Origin of the sequence: Vitreimonas flagellata, assembly GCF_004634425.1 — a bacterium.
In the GTDB taxonomy this organism is placed as follows: domain Bacteria; phylum Pseudomonadota; class Alphaproteobacteria; order Caulobacterales; family Aquidulcibacteraceae; genus Vitreimonas; species Vitreimonas flagellata.
In genome coordinates this window covers 361,438-381,070 of the sequence record NZ_SBJL01000001.1, presented here as the reverse complement: position 1 = coordinate 381,070, position 19,633 = coordinate 361,438, and the positions used below count along the sequence as shown (strand labels likewise).

General features: G+C 63.3%; 17 protein-coding genes. 7 read left to right on the top strand and 10 right to left on the bottom strand.

The window, feature by feature from the left end:
• The first annotated feature begins 2 nt into the window (after nt 1–2).
• Complete coding sequence (locus EPJ54_RS01910) at nt 3–737, top strand: DUF1223 domain-containing protein (RefSeq protein WP_135209977.1); 735 nt, start codon at nt 3–5, stop codon at nt 735–737.
• On the opposite strand, the gene EPJ54_RS01905 is transcribed toward EPJ54_RS01910, so the two are convergent.
• Genes EPJ54_RS01905 through EPJ54_RS01890 form a run of 4 tightly spaced genes read right to left on the bottom strand, consistent with a single transcriptional unit; the run spans nt 734 to nt 5,192 of the window.
• A complete protein-coding gene (locus EPJ54_RS01905; RefSeq protein WP_135209976.1) occupies nt 734–1,771 on the bottom strand; it encodes a DUF4340 domain-containing protein in 1,038 nt (345 codons plus the stop codon). The two genes, EPJ54_RS01910 and EPJ54_RS01905, sit on opposite strands and share 4 nt — an antisense overlap.
• Nucleotides 1,768–3,696, bottom strand: coding sequence for a GldG family protein (locus EPJ54_RS01900; protein WP_135209975.1), 1,929 nt, complete (start codon nt 3,694–3,696; stop codon nt 1,768–1,770). Before EPJ54_RS01900 ends, EPJ54_RS01905 begins: the two co-directional genes overlap by 4 nt.
• 3 nt (nt 3,697–3,699) lie before the next feature.
• On the bottom strand, nt 3,700–4,452 hold the full coding sequence (locus EPJ54_RS01895) for an ABC transporter permease (RefSeq protein ID WP_239590720.1): 753 nt from the start codon (nt 4,450–4,452) through the stop codon (nt 3,700–3,702).
• Nucleotides 4,449–5,192 carry an ABC transporter ATP-binding protein gene (locus EPJ54_RS01890; RefSeq protein ID WP_239590719.1) on the bottom strand — a complete coding sequence of 248 codons (744 nt, stop codon included), beginning with the start codon at nt 5,190–5,192 and terminating at the stop codon, nt 4,449–4,451. Before EPJ54_RS01890 ends, EPJ54_RS01895 begins: the two co-directional genes overlap by 4 nt.
• 497 nt (nt 5,193–5,689) lie before the next feature.
• Between EPJ54_RS01890 and EPJ54_RS01885 the strand changes: the two genes are divergently transcribed.
• Nucleotides 5,690–6,001, top strand: a complete 312-nt coding sequence (locus EPJ54_RS01885) for a DUF2794 domain-containing protein (RefSeq protein ID WP_239590718.1) — start codon at nt 5,690–5,692, stop codon at nt 5,999–6,001.
• 76 nt (nt 6,002–6,077) lie between these two features.
• Here EPJ54_RS01885 and EPJ54_RS01880 read toward each other — a convergent pair whose 3' ends face one another.
• A complete protein-coding gene (locus EPJ54_RS01880) occupies nt 6,078–6,830 on the bottom strand; it encodes a Bax inhibitor-1/YccA family protein (protein ID WP_135209974.1) in 753 nt (250 codons plus the stop codon).
• A gap of 252 nt (nt 6,831–7,082) precedes the next feature.
• On the opposite strand from EPJ54_RS01880, the gene EPJ54_RS01875 reads away from it, so the two are divergent.
• Both EPJ54_RS01875 and EPJ54_RS01870 read left to right on the top strand, forming a co-directional pair.
• Nucleotides 7,083–9,809 carry a transglycosylase domain-containing protein gene (locus EPJ54_RS01875; protein WP_135209973.1) on the top strand — a complete coding sequence of 909 codons (2,727 nt, stop codon included), beginning with the start codon at nt 7,083–7,085 and terminating at the stop codon, nt 9,807–9,809.
• Between the two features lie 131 nt (nt 9,810–9,940).
• A complete protein-coding gene (locus EPJ54_RS01870) occupies nt 9,941–10,501 on the top strand; it encodes a cytochrome b (RefSeq protein ID WP_135209972.1) in 561 nt (186 codons plus the stop codon).
• Here EPJ54_RS01870 and EPJ54_RS01865 read toward each other — a convergent pair.
• The 3 genes from EPJ54_RS01865 to EPJ54_RS01855 form a co-directional block, all read right to left on the bottom strand.
• The gene (locus EPJ54_RS01865) at nt 10,498–11,229 is read right to left on the bottom strand and encodes a M48 family metallopeptidase (RefSeq protein ID WP_135209971.1); all 732 of its coding nucleotides are present in this window, start codon (nt 11,227–11,229) and stop codon (nt 10,498–10,500) included. The genes EPJ54_RS01870 and EPJ54_RS01865 overlap by 4 nt on opposite strands.
• 72 nt (nt 11,230–11,301) lie before the next feature.
• A complete protein-coding gene (locus EPJ54_RS01860) occupies nt 11,302–12,597 on the bottom strand; it encodes a polyhydroxyalkanoate depolymerase (protein ID WP_135209970.1) in 1,296 nt (431 codons plus the stop codon).
• A gap of 200 nt (nt 12,598–12,797) precedes the next feature.
• Nucleotides 12,798–13,475, bottom strand: coding sequence for an SCO family protein (locus EPJ54_RS01855; RefSeq protein ID WP_167755531.1), 678 nt, complete (start codon nt 13,473–13,475; stop codon nt 12,798–12,800).
• A 114-nt stretch (nt 13,476–13,589) separates the two neighbouring features.
• Between EPJ54_RS01855 and EPJ54_RS01850 the strand changes: the two genes are divergently transcribed.
• Nucleotides 13,590–14,363 (top strand): phosphodiester glycosidase family protein, encoded by a 774-nt coding sequence (locus EPJ54_RS01850; RefSeq protein ID WP_135209968.1) that lies wholly within the window; start codon nt 13,590–13,592, stop codon nt 14,361–14,363.
• On the opposite strand, the gene EPJ54_RS01845 is transcribed toward EPJ54_RS01850, so the two are convergent.
• Together EPJ54_RS01845 and EPJ54_RS01840 are read right to left on the bottom strand one after the other, a co-directional pair.
• Nucleotides 14,360–15,328 (bottom strand): DUF6607 family protein, encoded by a 969-nt coding sequence (locus EPJ54_RS01845; RefSeq protein WP_135209967.1) that lies wholly within the window; start codon nt 15,326–15,328, stop codon nt 14,360–14,362. The two genes, EPJ54_RS01850 and EPJ54_RS01845, sit on opposite strands and share 4 nt — an antisense overlap.
• An 11-nt stretch (nt 15,329–15,339) precedes the next feature.
• Nucleotides 15,340–17,547: a TonB-dependent hemoglobin/transferrin/lactoferrin family receptor gene (locus EPJ54_RS01840; RefSeq protein WP_135209966.1), complete on the bottom strand. Its 2,208-nt coding sequence runs from the start codon at nt 17,545–17,547 to the stop codon at nt 15,340–15,342.
• Nucleotides 17,548–17,674: 127 nt separating this feature from the next.
• Between EPJ54_RS01840 and EPJ54_RS01835 the strand changes: the two genes are divergently transcribed.
• Nucleotides 17,675–18,988: an ActS/PrrB/RegB family redox-sensitive histidine kinase gene (locus EPJ54_RS01835; protein WP_135209965.1), complete on the top strand. Its 1,314-nt coding sequence runs from the start codon at nt 17,675–17,677 to the stop codon at nt 18,986–18,988.
• A 49-nt stretch (nt 18,989–19,037) separates the two neighbouring features.
• Complete coding sequence (locus EPJ54_RS01830) at nt 19,038–19,586, top strand: ActR/PrrA/RegA family redox response regulator transcription factor (protein WP_135209964.1); 549 nt, start codon at nt 19,038–19,040, stop codon at nt 19,584–19,586.
• Nucleotides 19,587–19,633: the final 47 nt, after the last annotated feature.

The following is a 19,633-nucleotide window of genomic DNA, read 5'->3' as shown; positions in this document are numbered from 1 at the left end:
TCATGCTGTCCGGCATGATCGCCCGCTTCCTGGCCGCCGTGCTGATCGGCTTGGCGGCGACCATGACGAGCGCGCACGCCCAGACGCAGGGCCAACGCGCGACCGCCGTGGTTGAACTCTTCACCGCACAGGGCTGCACGCAATGCCCCCGCGCGAACCGCTTGCTCGGCGGGTTCTCGCGCGAGGAAGGCGTACTGGCGCTCACCTTCCCTGTCGGCATCTGGGATTATCTGGGCTGGCCCGATACGTTCGCGCAGCCGCAATTCAGCGATCGCCAGCGCGACTATTCCAACGCCTTGCGCGTGCGCGGCCGTTTCACGCCGCAACTCGTCTTCAACGGCGTGCGCCAGATCAGCGCCTCTGATTGGGACGACGCGCGCGACACATTCGAAGAGCGCCGCACTGCCGGCCTCCCCGCGACCGCGCCCGATGTGTCGATCATGCGTCTGCGCAATGGCCGCGTGCGCATCACTGCGGGCGCGCGCCAGAATGCGCCAGAAGCAGATATCTGGATGGTCGCTTACGACCCAGGCCCCATCAGCGTGCGCATTACGAGCGGCATGAACATCAACCGCACGGTGACACACTACAATCTCGTCAACCGCATCGATCGGCTGGCGCATTGGAATGGCGCGTCCGCCTGGTTCGAGCGCAGCGGGTGTTCACCGCATTGCGCGGTGATCGTGCAGGAGCGCTATGGCGGCCAGATCTTGGCTGCGGCCTTCGTCGCCCGCTAGAGCGGCGGCTGAGGCGCGCGCGGCGGCGGCGGCGCAGGTTGCGGCACGATTGCTGTCAGTGGCGGGGCCAAAGCTGCTGCATCCTCATTCGTCAAGGCATATGCCCAGGCAGCACTTTCGTTGTTGATCGCGAGTGCGGCCGGCTCCTGCTCTGGCGTTTCGGCGCGCGCCACCATCTTCACCCAGGTGCGGCCATCACTCTCGATCAGCTCCGCGTCGATGATCACACCATCAAACGTACGCGCACGCACGCGTGCGCGCGGCGCGCCTTGGATTGCGGGTGCGGTGCGCACGTCATTCGGTGTGAGTTGCGTGAGATGGATAGCGACGCCTTCAACCATTTGCGGCACACCCGCCAACGCGGGCGCAGCGATCCGCCACGGCTGATCGGCGGCGTCGCGCGCCACGATATAGGCGCGGCCTTCGCTCGGCATGATTTCAACGCGGGCGAAGCGCTCGGCCGGCACGTTGAGCGGCTGTAGCGCCATCCAAGCCGCGACATCGCGCAACGGCGGCAGATCGCCCTCCGCGGCCCAGGTCTGATCGTTGTCCGGCTGGCGCACGTAGAGGCCAGTGGTCTCGACACCGAGAATGAGGTTCACCAGCAGCGCGCCGCGGCCATCTTCGATCTGCACGAGAATGCCCCGTCCGCCTTGGCGCGGATCGGTGACGCCGAGGCGCTCATGTTTGGAAGCGTCGCTCGTCATGCGGCGCGTGTAGCGGAGGCCCTCAAGCCCGTCCGTCAATTGTGCCAGACGCGCGGGCAGCACCGGATAATCGTCGCGATCACGCATGGCCCAACCGCGCTGCGTGCGCTCGATGCGATAGGTCGCTTCGCGGCTGACAATGCTGATGCGTTGCGCGTCGGAGATGGACTCCTCAAGCCCCGGCACCACGGGCCCGGTCGCCGCGTTTGGGCTCGATGCGCGCATCTCGATGCCCACCGTCACCGCCGCGATCAATGCAAGCGCGCCAGCGGCCAGAAACAAGGTGAGCGTGCGGCCTTTGCGACGCTCGGCAAGCTCAGACGTCATCGCCGCGCACTCCCGCGCCGCTGACGGCGCCAGAACAAGAAGAGGCCAGCCCCCGCCACCAAGAGCGGCGCCAGCCAAACATTGATGAACACCACGAGCGCCTGCACGCGATCGATGTCGCTGCGCAGATCACGCTCGACGCTACGCAGTTCGCCGCGCACTTCGAGCGCGCGCGCACGGAAGCGCTCGATCTCGATATTCTCTTCCGGCGTCAGCTCCGCGCCGAGATTGCCGGCAAAGAAGCCCGAGCCACGCCCGCGTTCTTGCAGCTCGGCCAACCGCGCTTCCGTCTCCTGCAATTCGCCTTGGAGTTCTTCCTGGCGACGCTGAATGCGTCGCAATGCGTCCGCTTCCATATCGTCGACCATGTCCATGCGTCGCACGGAAGCTGCACGCGAGCGCAGCGACACGAGCGCATCCGAGCCGCCCAGCACGTCGATCGCATTCAACACGAACGAGGCGTTGTCGGCCGCTGTGAGCTGGTTGTTCGGATCGACGTAGAAATCGTTGGCGAGGAAATCGACGTCGGCCACGATCACGATCTCGGCGGGCGTTGCTGAGCGCGTCAGTGGCGCGCTCGTTGGCGGCGGCGGCGGCGGCGCGGTTTCGCCTTCGGCGAGCGGCGCGGTCGTTGCAGCCGGCGCTCCATTCGGGAACGCCGTCTCAAAATCACCGGTCACGCGCAGCGCGATGTTCTCAATGCGGCCGGAGCCCTGATTCCACATGCGCATCACGTCGAACGGCGATGGACGCATCAACGCTTCGGCAGCCGGCATACGCATCGTCGCGCCGCTGGTGCGCGCGAGCGGCTCGACTTGAATACCGGGGCGCTCCGAATAGGTGAGGCCGCCCGCCAAGCCGAAATTCACGCCGCGCGACAACCACGCGGTCATCAGATCTTCGCGGTTCAGCGCGTCATCTTCGGCCGGTACCGTGAAGAAGAGCGGCTGACGCACGCCGACGACTTGGCCGGTGGTCGGATCAGGCGTCGGCATTTCCAAGCCGCGCTCGAAATCGGCCACCACACTCGGCGCCATGGCGACACCCCATTGCGCAAGCAACGGATCGAGGTTCGACGCTGGCGGCACGGGCGCGACCGGATTGAACGGATCAAAGCCGGTTTCTGAACCGAACATGAATTGCGCAGGATCGAGCGCGACAAACGCACGGCCCTTCAGGAGCACGAATTGATCGATGGCGTAGAGTTGTTGCGGGCTGAGTTGGCCCGGATGGATGATCGCAAGCACATCCACGTCCGGAATCTCGCTGAAGTCCGGCGCCAAGGTCGTGACGTCGAGCAAGCGGCCCATCTCGGTCGCGAACAGATTTTGGCTGCGCGCCATCGGATTGACGGCCGAGGCCGGATCGATCGGCAGCGACGTGATCAAAGCCACGCGCACCGGGTTCGGATTTTCCAACTCGTAGATGAGACGCGTGATTTCATACTCGAGGAACGCTTCGCGTTGCGGGTCGAACAGCGGAATGATGCGCTGGTCGTCGATCGCATTGGCGCCAGTCAGGCCGAAATAGATCGGGTCCGCGCCTTGGAACGGGCGGTACGGCTCGATGCCGAGTTCAACCGCTTGGTCTTCCTGCTCGGTGAACGGCTCTACATTCACTTCCACGAAACGCACGCGGCCGTGCGAGCGCGCTTGGAAAGTCTGCAGCATTTCGCGCACGCGCGCGGCGTAGGCCTGCAGCTGCGGTGACACAGCGGCCGCGTCGCGCGAATAATAGAGCTTCAGCTCCACCGGCTCGCTCAAATCATCGAGCGTGCGGCGCGTCCCTTCACTCAGCGAATAAAGCTGACCCTCTGTGAGGTCGAGCCGCCAGGCGCGAAACCACGAATTGGCGATCACGTTCGCCGAAACGAACGCGATGAACAGCGCGAGTGCTGCGAAAATGGCGTAACGACGGGCGCTCATGCTTTAGCCTCCCCGCCGAGCATCAACCGCGAGCATTGTGTACCCAAGGCACAACGCAATCAGCGACACGAAATAAAAAACGGAGCGGAACTCAACGACGCCGCGTTGGGCGGCGTCGAAATGGTGCATGATCGAGAAGCGCGCGAGGACTTCGGCCACACCGCCACCGACAATGCCAGAGAAGAAGTCGAGCACCAGCGGCAAGCCCAGTGCTGTCAGCAGGAACGACACCAACACCGAAAGCACGAAAGCCACGATCTGCGCCGGCGTCAGCGCCGACATCATCGACCCGATGGCGAGATAAGCGCCGGCCATCATCAGGCTGGCGAGATAAGCCGTGAAGATCGCTGCGTTATCGGGTGAGCCGAGAATATTGATGGTGATCCAGAGCGGCAGCGTCATCAGCAGCGCCGCGGCCGCCACCGTCCATGCCGCGAGGAATTTGCCCACCACCAACGACCATGTCGGCGCGGGCAGCGTCATCAGCAATTCGATAGCGCCGGAGCGCGATTCCTCAGCCCAAAGCCGCATCGAAACGGCGGGCAGAAACACCATGAAAATCCACGGATGAAACGCGAAGAACGCCGAAAGATCGGCGCGCCGCGTTTCAAACAGACCGCCCACTTGGAACGTGAACAGGCCAATCGAGAACAGAAAGACGGCGACGAACACATAGGCTGTGGGCGTCGTCACATAAGAGAGCAGCTCGCGGCGATAGATCGCGAGCGTGCTGGCCAGACCAGGACGCTTCTTCAATTGCGCTCCTCCCCGCGCGTTAGCGCCGCGAATGCGCGTTCCAGCGTGCCATGCTCATCGATGAGCGCTGCTGGCGTTTTGTCTGCGATGATGCGTCCCTGATCGATGACGATGGCGCGCGTGCAGACCGCTTCCACCTCTTCCAACGAGTGCGTGGAAATGATCAGGCCGCGTTCTTCGCCAAGCTTTTTGATCAGATCGCGCACGGCGTGGCGCTGGTTGGGATCGAGACCATCGGTCGGCTCATCCAAGATCAGCAGCATTGGATCGTGCAGCAACGCCGCTGCAAAGCCCACACGGCGGCGGTAGCCCTTGGAGAGCGTATCGATCGGGCGATCGATGGAATCGCCCAAGCGCGCATCCTGTGCTGCGCGGCGCACGGCATGGCGTGCGGCCTCGCGCGACATGCCGCGTGTCTCGGCGACGAAGCGCAAAAATGACCACGGCGTCATCTCGCCATAGAGCGGCGCGCCTTCCGGCAAATATCCCACGCGCTCCTGCGCGCGGCGGCGCTCTTGCGTGACATCAATGTTGAAGACTTTGGCCGTGCCCTCGTCGGGCTCAAGATAGCCCGCGATCATCCGCATGGTCGTCGTCTTGCCTGCGCCGTTCGGGCCCAGGAAGCCAACAATCTCGCCGACATCGATCGAAAAGCCGATGCCGTCCACGGCCACGCGGCGGCCAAACGTCTTCCGCAGACCATCGACCTGCAGCAGCATGTGGATAGAAATCCCCGTCAAGAAACGAGCGCCGCTCTTAGGGCTGTTTTGGCGAAAACACCACCGCTTCTTATCCACAGAAGTGCTGGTTTTCGGCGAATCGCTGCGCACTAATTCCGATGTCGGTTGCGGTTCTGTAAACGCGGTTCCAGAGCGCGCGATCGTGCAGCTAGGCTCTGAAATTGTGCCGAAGCATGCGTGCGCTTCAGATCACGTGACGCCGCAAAACAATTGAATTACGGGGAATTTTCTAGCCCAGACATGACAAAGCCCGCGACACGCGCGGGCTTTATCAAAGTGTGGCCGGCCGAAGCGCGTACCGGAGGGGGGCTGGGGGGGCTGATGGATTCCCCCGGCACGAGCCTTTCTCCGACCGGCCACGCATCTAAGTTCGCTTCGGGATGGGGCGAGAGCAAGCAGAAAATCAGGCCAAAAGCCGACCTGCGAGATTTGTAATATTGCCTATCATGGGCTTTCCTGTGCGCAGGATGTTTGCATCCTGTGGAGAAGTAAAACGCATGAGCGGACGCACGATTTTCTTCGAACGTCGCGAACTCGACCGCCTGCTTCGTTTCTATGGTCGCATGGTCGCCGCCGGCGAATGGCGCGATTACGCGATGGATGCTTTAGCCGATCGCGCCCTCTTCAGCGTCTATCGGCGCACCAGCGAGGCGCCGCTCTATCAGATCGAAAAATGCCCCGAGAACGCCCGCAAACAGGGCGAGTACAGCGTGCGCGCGATGGATGGGCGCGTGCTGCGTCGCGGCCACGATTTGGATCAGGTGCTCGCTGTACTGGAGCCCAAGCGTATGCGTGTCATTGGCGACTAGCAGTTGCAAAGCCGCAAAAGAAATACGCCCCGGCCGCAGAGCCGGGGCGTAATGCTTTGTCCTGTACTCGGTGCGCTTAGTCGCGCGGCGAGAGCAGCGTCAGGAAGAAGCGGAACAGGTTGATGAAGGTGATGTAGAGGTTGAGCGCACCAAGCGTGGTGGCCACCGACATCGCGCGCATGTCGCCCGCGATGTTATAGTACATGTACTTCAGCTGTTGCGTTTCCCAGGCGGTGATCGCCGAGAACAACAGCACGCCGATCACGCTGAAGATGATCGAGAAGCCTTCGATCGGCGCGCCGGTGAACATGGCGAAGCCGACGTTGACGAGGCCGGCGAGGACCATGCCCCAGACGCCCATGATCAGGAACGTGCCCCAACCCGAGAGATCCTTCTTCGTGGTGTAGCCCCAGAGGCTCAGGCCGCCGAACGTCGCCGACGTGACGAGGAACGCCTTCACGATCAGCATCATGCCGTCCGGACGTGCGGCGTACATCATCACCGTGGCGCCAAGACCGATACCGATCAGCGAGACAATCGACCAATAAAGCAGGTTCGCGCCCGTCGGCGACGGATTGCGCATCGCGAACATCGAGATGAAGATCAGCGCCAGCGGGCCGAACATCACGACGTAGAGCATCGGCGTGTTGAAGAAGAAGTTCGACAGCACGGGCACGGTGGCGGCCGCATAGGCCAAGCCAGCCGACAGCGCCAAACCCAGCGCCATCTTGTTATAGACGCCCAGCATGAATGACCGCAGGCCGGCGTCGACCGCCATATCCGCGCGCCCAGTCGGGATCGACTGCGTTTGCGAGTGGTAGTCGCTCATAAATAACCTCCTTGGCGCGGGGAATGCCGCGTCACTGCGTTTATATGGCCACGCCCACCTGTACGAGCAAGGAAAACCGGACATCTGCGCGCTTGCGAAACGAGCGGCGGCTTCACAAAAATGTCCGGATTGCGGCGGGAACCTTTCCCCGGCTGTCTTGCGTTTCGTTAACGAGCGCGGCGCCTGCATTGTCCGCTAGAGGGCGGGCGTCGCTAGAATCGCGCTAGCAGGTTGGCGCGGAGGTAAGCCGGGGTGGCTGACGAGAACGATCCAAACAAGCCGGAGGACGACATTCCGGAAACTCGCCAAGTAGGCGAGAGTGAACCTGCGTCTGCTGAGCCGTTGCCGCCGGATGAGGCGCTGTTCGTGGCCGAGCCCCCTGTTGAGCAGGATGCGGACCCTGAGACGGAACGGTCGACCGAGGCCGCGCCGGCGCCCGAACCAGAGGCCCAACCTGTACCGGTGATCGAAACGGTCACGACGCCCCCGGTTGTGCCGCCCGCGCCGATCTATGCGGCTGATGACATTGAAGAACTAACGCCTGTCGAGGCGCCGGAGCCAGACGCGGTCGCCCCGCCGCCGATCGAGCCGCCTGCTCCGATCTACACCGCCGATGAAGTGGTCGAGCCGCCGCCCGTTGATGCTTCACCGGAACCGGAGCCAGAACCGGAACCCCTGATCGAGGCGATCGAGACGCCGCCCGCGGAGCCGCCAGCGCCGCTCTACGCTGCCGAGGCGATCAGCGAGCCGGAGCCTGAAGCGCCGCCCGCGATCGAGCCGCCGCCACCGGCGCCGACGCCACCCGCAGGCGCCCTGCCGCCCAATTATTTCCGCGCAGCCGGCGATCCCGACGAGCCGGAGCCTGAAGACGAAACGCCCCCAACTTTGTTGCAGAAGCTCACATCAAAGGCCGAACAATATTGGGGTCGCTTCCGCGCCTTCGCGGAGCCGCGGTACGTCAAATATTCGGGCGCCGCGCGCGCCTTCGCCGGCGAGATGTGGAATCGCATCCGCGGCATCAAGCGGCCGAAGAGCGTGCGCGAAGCCGCTGTTTGGGGCGGCTGGATCGCGGCCGGCGGTGTGGCCTTCATCATCGCGTTCTTCTTGTTCATCACGTGGGGCTTGCCCTCCACGGACGATCTCTGGGAAGCGCGCCAAGGCCAATCCATTACGTTCGTCGACATCAATGGCCACGTGATCTTGCGCGAAGGCGCGCAAAACGCGCCGCCCGTCGAACTCGAAACGCTGCCGCCCTACGTGGCGCAGGCTTTCATCGCGATCGAAGACCGCAAATTCTACAATCACCTCGGCGTCGATTTCGGCGGCATGATGCGCGCGGGCGCGGAGAACATACGCGCGGGTCGGGTCGTGCAAGGCGGCTCCACGATCACACAGCAGCTTGCGAAGAATCTCTTCCTCACGAACGAGCGGTCGTGGCGGCGCAAAGCGCAGGAAATCATGCTCGCGTTCTGGCTGGAAAGCCGGTTCTCGAAGGACGAAATCCTCGCGCTCTATTTGAGCCGCGTCTATTTCGGCGCCGGCGCCTACGGCATCGAAGCCGCGGCGGAGCGCTATTTCGACCGCCCAGCGCGCGAACTCACATTGCTGCAATCAGCAATGATTGCGGGTCTCGTGAAAGCGCCGTCGCGTCTCAACCCGGCGCGCCAGGACATTGCCGCCGCGCGTGAACGGGCCTCCGTTGTGCTCAACGAAATGGTGGCCTTGGGCTTCATCAGCGCAGCCGAACGTGATGCGGCTTTGCAGGAAGAACTCGTCATCAGCCGGCGCAATCCGGCGGGCGTGCTCTCCTATTATCGCGACTGGATAGACCCGCTTCTGAACCAAGTGATCGGCAACGAGCGCGACGACTTCATCATCGAGACCACGATCGATATCGCCGCCCAACGCGCGGCCGCCGAAGCTGTGGAACTCGTGCTCGCCGAGCAAGGGGAGGACCGCCGCGTCAGCCAAGCCGCCGCTCTCGTGCTCGATGACAATGGCGGCGTGCGCGTCATGGTCGGCGGGCGCGACTACGACCAAAGTCAGTTCAACCGCGCCACCCAAGCGCGGCGCCAACCGGGCTCGTCATTCAAATATTTCATCTACCTCGCGGCGATGGAAAACGGTTTGACGCCGTGGAGCGTGCGCGATGACGCGCCGATCACGATCCGCATCGAAGGCCAGCCGGATTGGACGCCGGGCAATTACACCAACGAATTCCACGGCCCGGTGACGCTCACCAGCGCCTACGCGAACTCGTTCAACATGGTCGCCATTCGCATTGCCAACGAAGTTGGCGGCGACAAGGTGATCGACGTCGCGCGCCGTCTGGGCGTGACGTCGCCGCTTGCGAATTATCACTCGCTGGCGCTCGGCGCGCAGGAAATGACCATGCTTGAAATGGTCAGCGCCTATGGCGCGATGGCGGCGGACGGCAATCGCGTCGAGGCGCACGGCGTCACACGCATTCGTCGCGCCAGCAGCGATGAGACAATGTGGAGTTTCCGCCCGCAACATCGCGGTCGGGTCATCGAGGAGCGCCCGTTCCGGTACATGAACCAGATGATGAGCCGTGTCGTCGAAGGCGGCACTGGCACGCGCGCGCGCATGAGCGGACGCCAGATCGGCGGCAAAACCGGCACCGGCAACGATTATCGCGACGCTTGGTTCATCGGCTACACGCCCGGCATGGTCGGCGGCGTCTGGGTCGGCAACGACAATTTCACCACCACCGCGCGTGTCACCGGCGGCTCGCTGCCGGCGGATATCTGGGCGCGCTTCATGCCGGTCGCGCTGCGCAACACGCCCGCGCGTCCGCTCGAAATGCCAACCGAAGAGGATTACGACCTCGGCGTTGCAGCACCCGTTGAAGAAGGTGTGGCTGTCGTCGGCGCGCCGGTCGGCGCCGTGCTCGGCGGGCCGCTGGAAGCGCCCCCGGACACCGAAGATCGCTCGCTCGATTTCGGCCCGGAAGGCTGAGGCGCACGTTGCGACTTGCGCTTGCGAGTCATTCAAACATTGCGCGCTGCAATACGTCCACGCGTAACGTCTAGACAAACCTTCGCGCACAACGCTTGCTAAGCCGCGCGTGCAGTAGCGCGGAGACTTTCATGCAGTGGACAAACACAGAGCGCGGGTACGGTTGGCTTTCGATCGCGCTGCATTGGCTGGCGCTGGTCGCCATCGTCGCGATGTTCTGGAGCGGCTTCGCCGCCGACAATGCCGGCGAAATGGGCGATCGCGAAGCGCGCCGTGCGCTGATGGGCTTCCACATCGCTTTTGGCGCCAGCGTAGCGCTGATCATTTTTGCGCGCATCGCGCTGCATTTCGCGCAGCGCCAGCCCACGCCAGTGCCGCAGACGCCTGCGCTGAGCTTCATCTCCACTGCAACACACAAGCTTCTGCTGCTCGCGATCCTCATTCAATTTATCTCAGGCCCGCTCGCGGTCTGGTCCGGCGGACGCGACATCAATGTGTTCGACTTGTTCACGATCCCAACGCCCTTCGCCGCCGAAAATGAGGCTGTGCACGAAGGCGCGGAGGTGGCGCACGCGATTGGTCGCTGGATGCTCTTCGGCTTGATCGTGCTGCACGTACTTGGCGCGCTGAAACACGCGTTCATTGATCGCGACGGTGTGCTTCGCCGTATGTTGGCGCCCGCGAAGGACTAGCGCGCGTGGCCGATGGCGTGGAGCGCGCAGCCGTGCTCGTGGAGCCATTCCCGGCCGCGTTCGTAGTCCGGCATGCACTTGCGCACGTGGGCCCAGAAACGGCGTGAATGGTTCATCTCGCGCAGATGCGCGACTTCGTGCGCAGCCAGATAATCCAGCACGAATTCCGGCGCGCAGATCACGCGCCAGGAGAAGGAGAGCACGCCGTCGCTTGAGCATGAACCCCAGCGCGACCGCAGCTCCTTCACCTGCAAACGGCTCGGCTTAACGCCCAAAGTTTCGGCATGCGCCGCAACGCGCGCCACGAGATCTGCGCGCGCTTGATCCTTGAAGAAACGCAGCAAACGCGATTCAAACAACGCTGCATCCGGCGCCGGTGCGATCAGCTTGCCGTTCTCAATACGCGGCGCTGCGCGGCCATGTTCATAGACCAGCTCATGATCGATGCCGCGCAATGGCACAAGCGCGCCCGGCGCCAGCTGAATGCCTTGCGGCAAACGCGAGAGCTCGTGCGCAATCCAACCTGCGCGCTCGGCTGCGAATTGCGCAGCGTGCTTCAAATGCCGCTTCGACGGCGCCGTTGCGATGGCTTCGCGGCGCGTGGGATCAATGCGCACCGACACATGGCGTGCGCGCGGGTTCACGATCAGCTTCACCGGCAAACGGCGGCCGTCGATCGTTTCGATCTCGGTTTGAGTCGGGTCAGGTGCACGCGAATCGAAGCGCATGCGCAAAGAGTCTCACGCCCTGCGATTCCACTAAAGCGCTGCAGGCTGTGAGCTTGCTGTGAGCAAGACGATTTAGTCGGCCCCGACCTTCAATTTCGCGCGCCTGTCGCCGCTGCGCGACGCTGGCGTTTGGAAATTGCGGATGAACTCACGCATGCGCGGATAGATTTCGGTTTGGAAACGACGGCCGCTGAACACGCCATAATGGCCCACGCCCGGCTGGATGTAGTCGCGGCGCATGGCTTCGGGAATGTTCACGCAGATGTCGTGCGCGGCCTGCGTTTGGCCGATGCCGGAAATGTCGTCCTTCTCGCCTTCAACCGTCAGCAGCGCGGTCTTAGTGATCGCGCCTGGATCAACCTTCACGCCGCGATGTTCCATGAGGCCAAGCGGCAAGCGATATTCTTGGAAAATCTCGACCAGCGTTTGGATGTAGAATTCTTCGCTGAGATCCATCACGGCGAGATATTCGTCGTAGAACTCGCGGTGCTTGCGCGCGTCGTCGCCGTCGCCCTTCACCAGGTTTTGGTAATAGGCGTAATGCGCATCAACGTGGCGCTGCATGTTCATGCCCATGAAGCTCGCGAGCTGCACGAAGCCTGGATATACGCGGCGGAACGCACCCGGATAAAGCGGCGGCACGGTGTGGATCATGTTTTGCTTGAACCAAGCGATGTCGCGCTTTTCGGCGAGCTTGTTCGGCTCGGTCGGCGATTTGCGCGCATCGATCGGCGAGCCCATGATCGTTATCGTCGCCGGCGAACACGGATCGTCTTGCTGCGCCATGATCGAGACAGCGGCGAGGACGAGCGGCCCCGGCTGACACACCGCCACAACGTGCGTATCCGGCCCAAGCTCACGCAGCATCGAGATGACGTGATCGATGTAATCGTTGAGATCGAAGCGCCCCATCATCAACGGCACCATGCGCGCGTCGATCCAATCGGTGATGTACACTTCATGCTCTGGCAGGAACGCTTCCACCGTGCTGCGCAGCAAGGTCGCGTAATGGCCTGACATCGGCGCCACGATCAGCACGGTCGGATCGGTGCGCTTGCCGCGCGCGCGTTCCAACGCTTCGCCGTCGCGCGCGAAGTGCACCATGTTGCACCAGGGCGAGGACCAGACCGGCGTCGGCGTCACCGCGACTTCAACCGAATTCACGCTCGTTGTCGGCAGCAGCCAATCCGGCTTGCGATAGCGACGCGTGACAGATTCAAAGAGATCGGACGCCGCCGCGGCCGTCTTGGCCACTTCCAGCTCCGAGGCCGGATTGAGCGGCGAGCGGAGCATGCTCGATTGCATCATGGCGGCGATGCGCCAGGGCGCCACCGAGAGGTGGCCGAGTTCATAAAGCGAATAGAGCATGTCGCCCTTTCGTGCCGCGCCGCAGCAATTCCAAGATGGAACCCTGCGCCCGTCCCCGTTTCCAACAAGCTAAGACGCCTGTTTGTTGCACCGCAACAGGCCAAACGTCATAGCGGCCATTACATCTGTCAAACGAGTAATGTTGGATTTGGGGCCGACCAAGCGCTTTCACCCGGCCCGCTTCACATAATCAACCCAGATCAGGCGGGGTCGATCGGCCGGTCGAGCCCTGCCGCGATGCATTGGGCCACCTGCTCGGGCGTCGCACGGACGGTGTTGACCACCGCGCGGGTCCGCCACTCGCCGTCCAGCACGTACAGGAACGAGGAATGGTCGACGTTATAGACGTCGTCTGGCGCGCCCTCGATTGGCGCGCGGGCGCTATAGACGTGGAATGAGCGCTTCGCCGCGTCCACCTGAGCGCGCGTGCCTGTCAAACCGACCAAACCCTGCGGGAAACCATCAGTTTGTGTGTAGGCGCCCATCACTTCAGGCGTATCGCGCTCGGGATCGAGGCTGATCAGCACGGGTTGCACGTCATAACCGTTCGGCTCGGCCAGCGCCGCCGCCAGCGTGTACATGCTGGTCGGGCAAATATCCGGGCAGTGCGTGAAGCCAAAATAGAGGATGGCCGGGTCGCCGGCGAAATCGGCCTGCGTGACCGTCGCGCCATTGGAATCCACCAATTCGATCGGGCCGTTGACCGCGTCCGCGCCTTCGAGAATGCAATTCTCGATCACCGGCAATTCCGCCGTCTTTTCCCCGCCATTGCGGCCGACGAGCAGCATCGTGCCCACCGCCGCCAACGCGGCTGCGGCCACGGCCGGCACGACGGCGCCCGTCAAATTGCGGCGCGGAGTTTCGACAGGTTCTGCCATCCTCTGACCTAGGCGGAGGCGCGCGGCGCCAGCAAGGCGGCGCGAAGGCGCAGGGGGCGCAATGCCGCAGCCCAAGCTTGTGCGTGCGCACAAAACAGCCACAGATGCGCGCGCATGAAGCTTTTCCAACGCATCGCGCTCATCGCCGCGCCGCTGGCGATTGCCGCTCTGCTCGTGACTTTTGTTGCACTGCGCCATCGCGACAACGACCGCGCCTGCGACGGGCGCGAGTTTGAAGGTTCACGCTTCATCGTCTGCACAATCGATGCGTCTCGCCACCAATTGCGGCTCGCCTCGCAAGATGCCGACGGCCATTATCTGCGCAGTTTCGAAGCGCTCGATGCTGCACTCGGTCGCGACGCGCGGCGCGTGCGCTTCGCGATGAACGCGGGAATGTACAATGATCGCGGCGCGCCGATCGGCCTCTACGTGAGTGAGGGCGTCGAAGAGCAACGGCTGAGCCTCACCGACGGTCCCGGCAATTTTCATCTGAAGCCGAACGGCGTGTTCTGGCAGAGCGACGATGGCGCCCTGCATGTCGACACGTCCGACGAATTCGCGGCGACGCGCCCTGCTGCGCGTCTGGCGACGCAATCTGGGCCCATGCTTGTAATCGACGGCGCTCTGCATCCGCGCATTGCGGATGACGGGACCTCGCGCAACGTGCGCAACGGCGTCGGCGTGCACGATGCACGCACCGCCTATTTCGTGATCAGTTCGGGCTTCGTGTCGTTCGGGCGCTTCGCCCGCTTCTTCCGCGATGAGCTCGGCTGCACCGATGCGCTCTTTCTCGACGGCACAGTCTCCAGCCTCTGGCAGCCCGAGACCGGACGGCGGGACGACAATCATGCGCTTGGGCCCATGATCGTCGCCCTTAACCGGCATTAAGCGACGCGCGTCGCCCGCTGGATCGTGGTGCGCGCCTCCGCGACCGCGGCGGCGGTTTGCACTTCGCCATCTTGGACGCGAGAGGCGAGACCCATCAAGGTCGGCCCGGTGATGGCGCCGTTCTGCGCTTCTTCTTCGACGTAAACGCCACGACCGCGTGTGATCGCTTCGTCCCATGCTTGGCGCACGGCGGCCCAATATTCCTGTGTGGCGGTCCAATACGAATCCGCCGCAGCGATCTCGTAATCGGAATAGCGGTCATACGTGTTGACCACGTCCTCGTGCACAATGGCGGCAATCTGGCCATCGCGTTCGCCGATCTTCTCGTTGTCCTGCTCATGCACCCAGCCTGTCGGCGTCAGCGCGTGGCGATTGATACCGAGATAACGATTGTACGGCGGATTGCGCACCGCATCGCGACGCGCGAGCGGACGCAACGCTGGCGCACTCGTCCACATGGCGCGACCGTTCGCGTAATCCCAATGACCGACGCCGCCATAGCGCGGAGAGTCATCGGTCTGCCAAACCGTTTGCGACCAGGCGCCCCGACGATCGGCGCTGCTGACGTTTTCCAAACGCCAGCGATTGAGCTGCGAATACATAAGCACGTTGCGCGGCTGGTACGTCCAATCCTGACGCCAATGCTTGATCACGAAGTTCTGGCCTTCGTGCGAAACGACAAGCAGATGCTGCAGCTGGATGAAATCGCCGCCGTCACTGACGACGCGCACGCTCTCGAAGCCACCACTGGTTTTCGGCTCAAGCGGCTCGTAGTCCGCCACGAACGGCGTGGTCTCGTTGAACGCGAAGTGCACGTTGTAATCGCCCGCCATCGCCAAAATGGATTGGCGATCGCGCTCGACGCCGCTGCCGCGCGATTGCGCGAAAGCGGCTGGTGTCGCCGCCGCCGCGCCCACACCGGCCAAAGCCAGAATGGACGCGCGACGCGTGAATTGAATGCTCATCTGATCCTCCTTCAGAAGCGGTACGAAAGTGAAACCGAGTAATTGCGACCCGGTTGAGTGTAGGCGTCTCGAACAGTCGATGCGGCGCTCAAGCCGCGCGCGTCGTTCCACCACCAATAGGTTTCGTCGGTGGCGTTGAAGATGCCGGCGCGGACGGTCGCAGCGTCGGTGATGTTCCAATACGCGGTCAGATCAAGGATCGTGAACGCGTCTGGACGGAACGCCGTCAGCGGCGCGGCGACATCTTCGTCATCCTTGCGCGCGGCGTAAGTGACGATGGCTTGGCCGCCCCACACGCCGCTCTCATGATCGTAGCCAAGGCCGAGCACGAGCTTCAGCGGGTCGATCGATTCCAGCGGTGCGCGGCCGGCCGGCGTGACTTGCTCGCCATCCGCGTAAGACGCCGAGAAATTCAACGATACGCCTTGCTCCCACGTCGCCGTCACACGCGCTTCCGCGCCCATGATCTCAACTTCGTTCAGATTGACGTATTGATAGACAAACGGATCGATAGCGGCGCCGCTGCCCGAGACGATCTGCTGCGATATAAAATCCTCATAGAAGGTGGCGAACGCCAAGGCGCTCCAATCCCAGCCTGCGCCAAGCGCGCGCCAATCACGGCCACGAATACCAACTTCAAAGCCTTCGCTCGTTTCCGGCGTCAGATCCGGGTTCGGGATCGAGGTGTAGGCCTGCCCAAACGCGCCAAGCGTGAGGTTCTCGAAATAATTGTTCACTTCGCTTGGCGCCGGGGCCTTGAAGCCCGTGGCGTAATTGAAGAACGCGCCGAAATTTTCAGTCGGCCACGCGACGATGCCGAACTTCGGCGACACGTGTGAATCGCTCTGGCCGGAGAGATCGCCCAGATAGAGCGCGTCGGCTTGCGGATTCAGTTCGTATTCGTCGTAGCGGATCGACGGGAAGAGCATCAGCGAGCCGTCGAGCAACGAGATTTCGTCAACCACGAACAGGCCGACGCGCTCGTATTCGGTTTCCGGGAACGGGCGTTCCGGGAATGTCGCCGGCGGCGTCGGCGCCGTGCCGCCGCGGATCGCGCCTTGCGTCGTCTGCGAATAATCGATGCCGTACACGAAGCGGTTCTGCACCGGGCCTTCGAACACGCTCTCGGCCTGGGCGGTGAAACCGATTACGTCGGTGTCGTAGGTGGTTTCGCGCGTACGATCGACGGCGGGCGTGCGATCTTCATAAGTGAACTGACGCAGCCAGCTCTCTTGCGCGTAAATTGAGACAAATAGATTGTCGATGAAGCCGCCTGGATTGTCGAAGGTGTAGTCGAGCGCGACGCGATTGCGTTCGCTCTCGTCTTCGCCGGTGAGACCGATCACCGTGCCGCTCAGGCCAGTCAGCGACACCGTGTCGATGAAGCGATCGCTGTAATCGGCCGTCAGGCGAAAGCGGTGCGCGTCGCTCGGCTCGAAGACGATGCGCCCGAGCACCGAATTGGACTCGATGTCTTGCGGGTTCGGCACTGTGCGCGCCGATGTGGAGCTATCGTTCGCGCCTTGATTCTCCGTCTCATGGCCGTCGCGGCGTGTGTAAGCCAGCAAGGCCGACCATTGGTCATTCAAGGGGCCGGCGACGGTGATGTTCTCGGCCCAGCTATCGTCAGCGCTGGCGTACGAGACACGGCCACGTGCGCCGAAATTCTCGTCCTCGGCCAAGAATTCGTTCGGGTCGCGGGTGATGAAGCTCACCACACCAGCGAGGCCGTCGCTGCCATACATGGCCGAGCCCGGACCGCGCACGATTTCCACCGATTGCAGCAAGTCGAGATCGACGTAATCGCCACGGCCGAACGCGTTCGGGCCAAAGCTGAAACCATCCGGCACGCGCACGCCGTCGACTTGGAAAAGCACGCGGTTGCCGCCCATGCCGCGGATCACGAAGCCCGAATTGCCGTCACGACCCGTGCCGCTCAGCGCCGCACTAAAGCGCGAGGGCGAGGTCGGGACCGAGACGCCCGGCTCGAACCGGATCAGGTCTTTGATGTCGGTGGCGAGGTTTTCTTCGATCTCCTCAGCGTCGATTACCGTCACGACGTTCGGCACTTCGAACACCTCCGCCGGGCGGCGGATCGCTGTCACCGTGATGTCCGCTTCCGCGTACTGGCGCTCTTCGGCCTCCAGCGCGCTGGCGCCGCCGGCCGCCGCTAGTCCCAAAGCCAAAGCGAGCGCTGAGCTCCCCCACAAAATTCGCATCAACCTACTCCCTCACTCACGGCCAACGCCGCTCGTATTGCTATTGCTTCGCAGAATCAATAGCGCATGAACTGTGGTAATTCGGCTCACCCTTGGCGACGCAGGGTTTTCCGGCGCATGAGGGGGCATGTCGCTTTCCGAAACCCGCCCCGCCCCGGCCCCCGTCCCCAGTTTTTGGACGGCCACCAGCCGCGTGCGTGTCCGCACCCTGATCCTGCTTCGCTGGCTGGCCATCCTCGGCCAGATCGCTGCGGTGCTGTTCGTGCGCTACGGGCTTGAAGTCGACTTTCCGATCGGTTGGGCGCTGACCGCGATCGGCGTCTCCATCGCCATAAATCTCGGCCTTATCGCCGCGCGCCGTTCACAGGAATTGGCGCTCGAATGGGAAGCAGCAGCGCAGCTAGGCTACGACGTCGTGCAGCTTGCCGTGCTGCTGGCGCTGACAGGCGGCCTGCAAAATCCTTTCGTGTTTTTGTTCGTGGCGCCGGTCGCGGTATCAGCCACCATCCTGCGCCCGTCGCTTACGGCGATGCTCGCAGCGCTTTCATTTGCGTGCATCGGCGCGATTGGCGTGTGGCGCCTGCCGCTGCCGTGGCCGAACGGCGAAGTGTTCGAATTGCCGGCGCTCTACCAAATGGGCATCGCCGCCGCCGTGCTGATCGGCCTAGGCTTCACCAGCGTTTACGCGTGGCGCGTGGCCGCCGAAGAAGAGCGCCTGAACATCGCGCTCGCCGCGGTGCAAGCCGTATTGGCGCGCGAACAAACGCTTTCGGCTCTGGGCGGTCTCGCCGCTGCGGCGGCGCACGAACTGGGCACCCCGCTCGCCACCATCCACCTCGTCGCTAAGGAGCTCGCGCGCGAGGCGCCGCCCGGCGATCCGCGCATCGAGGATTTCCAATTGCTCGCCTCGCAGAGCGAACGCTGTCGCGCCATCCTTGCCCAACTCTCGGCCAATCGTGAACAGGGCGATGTGATGATCCAGCGTGCGCCGGTGCGTGCGCTGCTGGAAGAAGCCGCCTCTCCGCACGAAGGCCTTGGCGCCGAGATTGTCATCACCGCCGAAGGCGACGGCCCACTTGAAGTACGGCGGATGCCGGAGATCGTGCACGCGCTCGGTGGCTTCATCGAAAACGCGGTGGGCTTCGCTCGCGCGCGCGTCGATCTCGAAGCCAGTTGGACGGCCGACGAACTCAGCATCCTCATCCGCGACGACGGCCCCGGCTTCTCACCCGCGATCCTTGGCCGCATCGGCGAGCCTTACCTCACCGAACGCGACCATGAAGGTATGGCGGGCGGCCTAGGCCTTGGCTTTTTCATCTCGAAAACGCTGCTAGAGCGCACGGGCGCCAAGCTGGAGGTGCGCAATCTCAAGCTCCCGAACCAAGGGGCATTGGTTAAGGCGGTATGGCCACGTGCATCAATTGAAGCGCCAGCGCTTTGATCTGGCGCGAAATGCTCTAAATACAGAGACATCGGAGCTGGAAATCCAAATGACACTGGCCGCACCCCTCGAAGGGGAAAAGACGCTTTTGATCCTCGATGACGACGCTGCGTTTCGCACGCGTCTTGCCCGCGCGCTTGAGCAGCGCGGCTTTGAAGTGAACGCCGTCGCCACGGTCGCTGAAGCAAGCGATGTCGCCGCGAAGACGCCGCCCGCCTACGCTGTGCTCGATCTTCGTCTTGAGGATGGCTCGGGCCTTTCGGTTGTCGAAGCACTCTCGCGTCACCGCGCCGATTGCCGCGTCGTGATCCTCACCGGCTACGGCGCCATCGCCACCGCTGTCGCCGCCGTCAAGGCTGGCGCGATCGATTATCTCGCCAAGCCGGCCGACCCCGAGGACATCGTCAAAGCCCTGCTCGCGGCGCCCGACGACCGCCCGGAGCCGCCGGAAAACCCGATGTCGGCCGACCGCATTCGTTGGGAGCATATCCAGCGCGTGTACGAACTCTGCGGCCACAATGTCAGCGAGACGGCCCGACGTCTCAACATGCACCGCCGCACCCTGCAGCGCATCCTGGCCAAGCGCGCGCCGCGCTAAGCGCTTGCATCCAGCGCTGCGCTCAGCATGATGCGCCCCCGCAACGA

Bases quoted from the DNA above. Each gene is read 5' to 3' on its own strand.
- EPJ54_RS01910 (WP_135209977.1), top strand. From the start codon at position 3: ATGCTGTCCGGCATGATCGCCCGCTTCCTGGCCGCCGTGCTGATCGGC.
- EPJ54_RS01860 (WP_135209970.1), bottom strand. From the start codon at position 12,597: ATGCTCTATTCGCTTTATGAACTCGGCCACCTCTCGGTGGCGCCCTGG.
- EPJ54_RS01835 (WP_135209965.1), top strand. From the start codon at position 17,675: ATGTCGCTTTCCGAAACCCGCCCCGCCCCGGCCCCCGTCCCCAGTTTT.
- EPJ54_RS01865 (WP_135209971.1), bottom strand. From the start codon at position 11,229: ATGCGCTTCGATTCGCGTGCACCTGACCCGACTCAAACCGAGATCGAA.
- EPJ54_RS01880 (WP_135209974.1), bottom strand. From the start codon at position 6,830: ATGAGCGACTACCACTCGCAAACGCAGTCGATCCCGACTGGGCGCGCG.
- EPJ54_RS01855 (WP_167755531.1), bottom strand. From the start codon at position 13,475: ATGGCAGAACCTGTCGAAACTCCGCGCCGCAATTTGACGGGCGCCGTC.
- EPJ54_RS01845 (WP_135209967.1), bottom strand. From the start codon at position 15,328: ATGAGCATTCAATTCACGCGTCGCGCGTCCATTCTGGCTTTGGCCGGT.
- EPJ54_RS01850 (WP_135209968.1), top strand. From the start codon at position 13,590: ATGAAGCTTTTCCAACGCATCGCGCTCATCGCCGCGCCGCTGGCGATT.
- EPJ54_RS01830 (WP_135209964.1), top strand. From the start codon at position 19,038: ATGACACTGGCCGCACCCCTCGAAGGGGAAAAGACGCTTTTGATCCTC.
- EPJ54_RS01905 (WP_135209976.1), bottom strand. From the start codon at position 1,771: ATGACGTCTGAGCTTGCCGAGCGTCGCAAAGGCCGCACGCTCACCTTG.
- EPJ54_RS01840 (WP_135209966.1), bottom strand. From the start codon at position 17,547: ATGCGAATTTTGTGGGGGAGCTCAGCGCTCGCTTTGGCTTTGGGACTA.
- EPJ54_RS01870 (WP_135209972.1), top strand. From the start codon at position 9,941: ATGCAGTGGACAAACACAGAGCGCGGGTACGGTTGGCTTTCGATCGCG.
- EPJ54_RS01900 (WP_135209975.1), bottom strand. From the start codon at position 3,696: ATGAGCGCCCGTCGTTACGCCATTTTCGCAGCACTCGCGCTGTTCATC.
- EPJ54_RS01885 (WP_239590718.1), top strand. From the start codon at position 5,690: ATGAGCGGACGCACGATTTTCTTCGAACGTCGCGAACTCGACCGCCTG.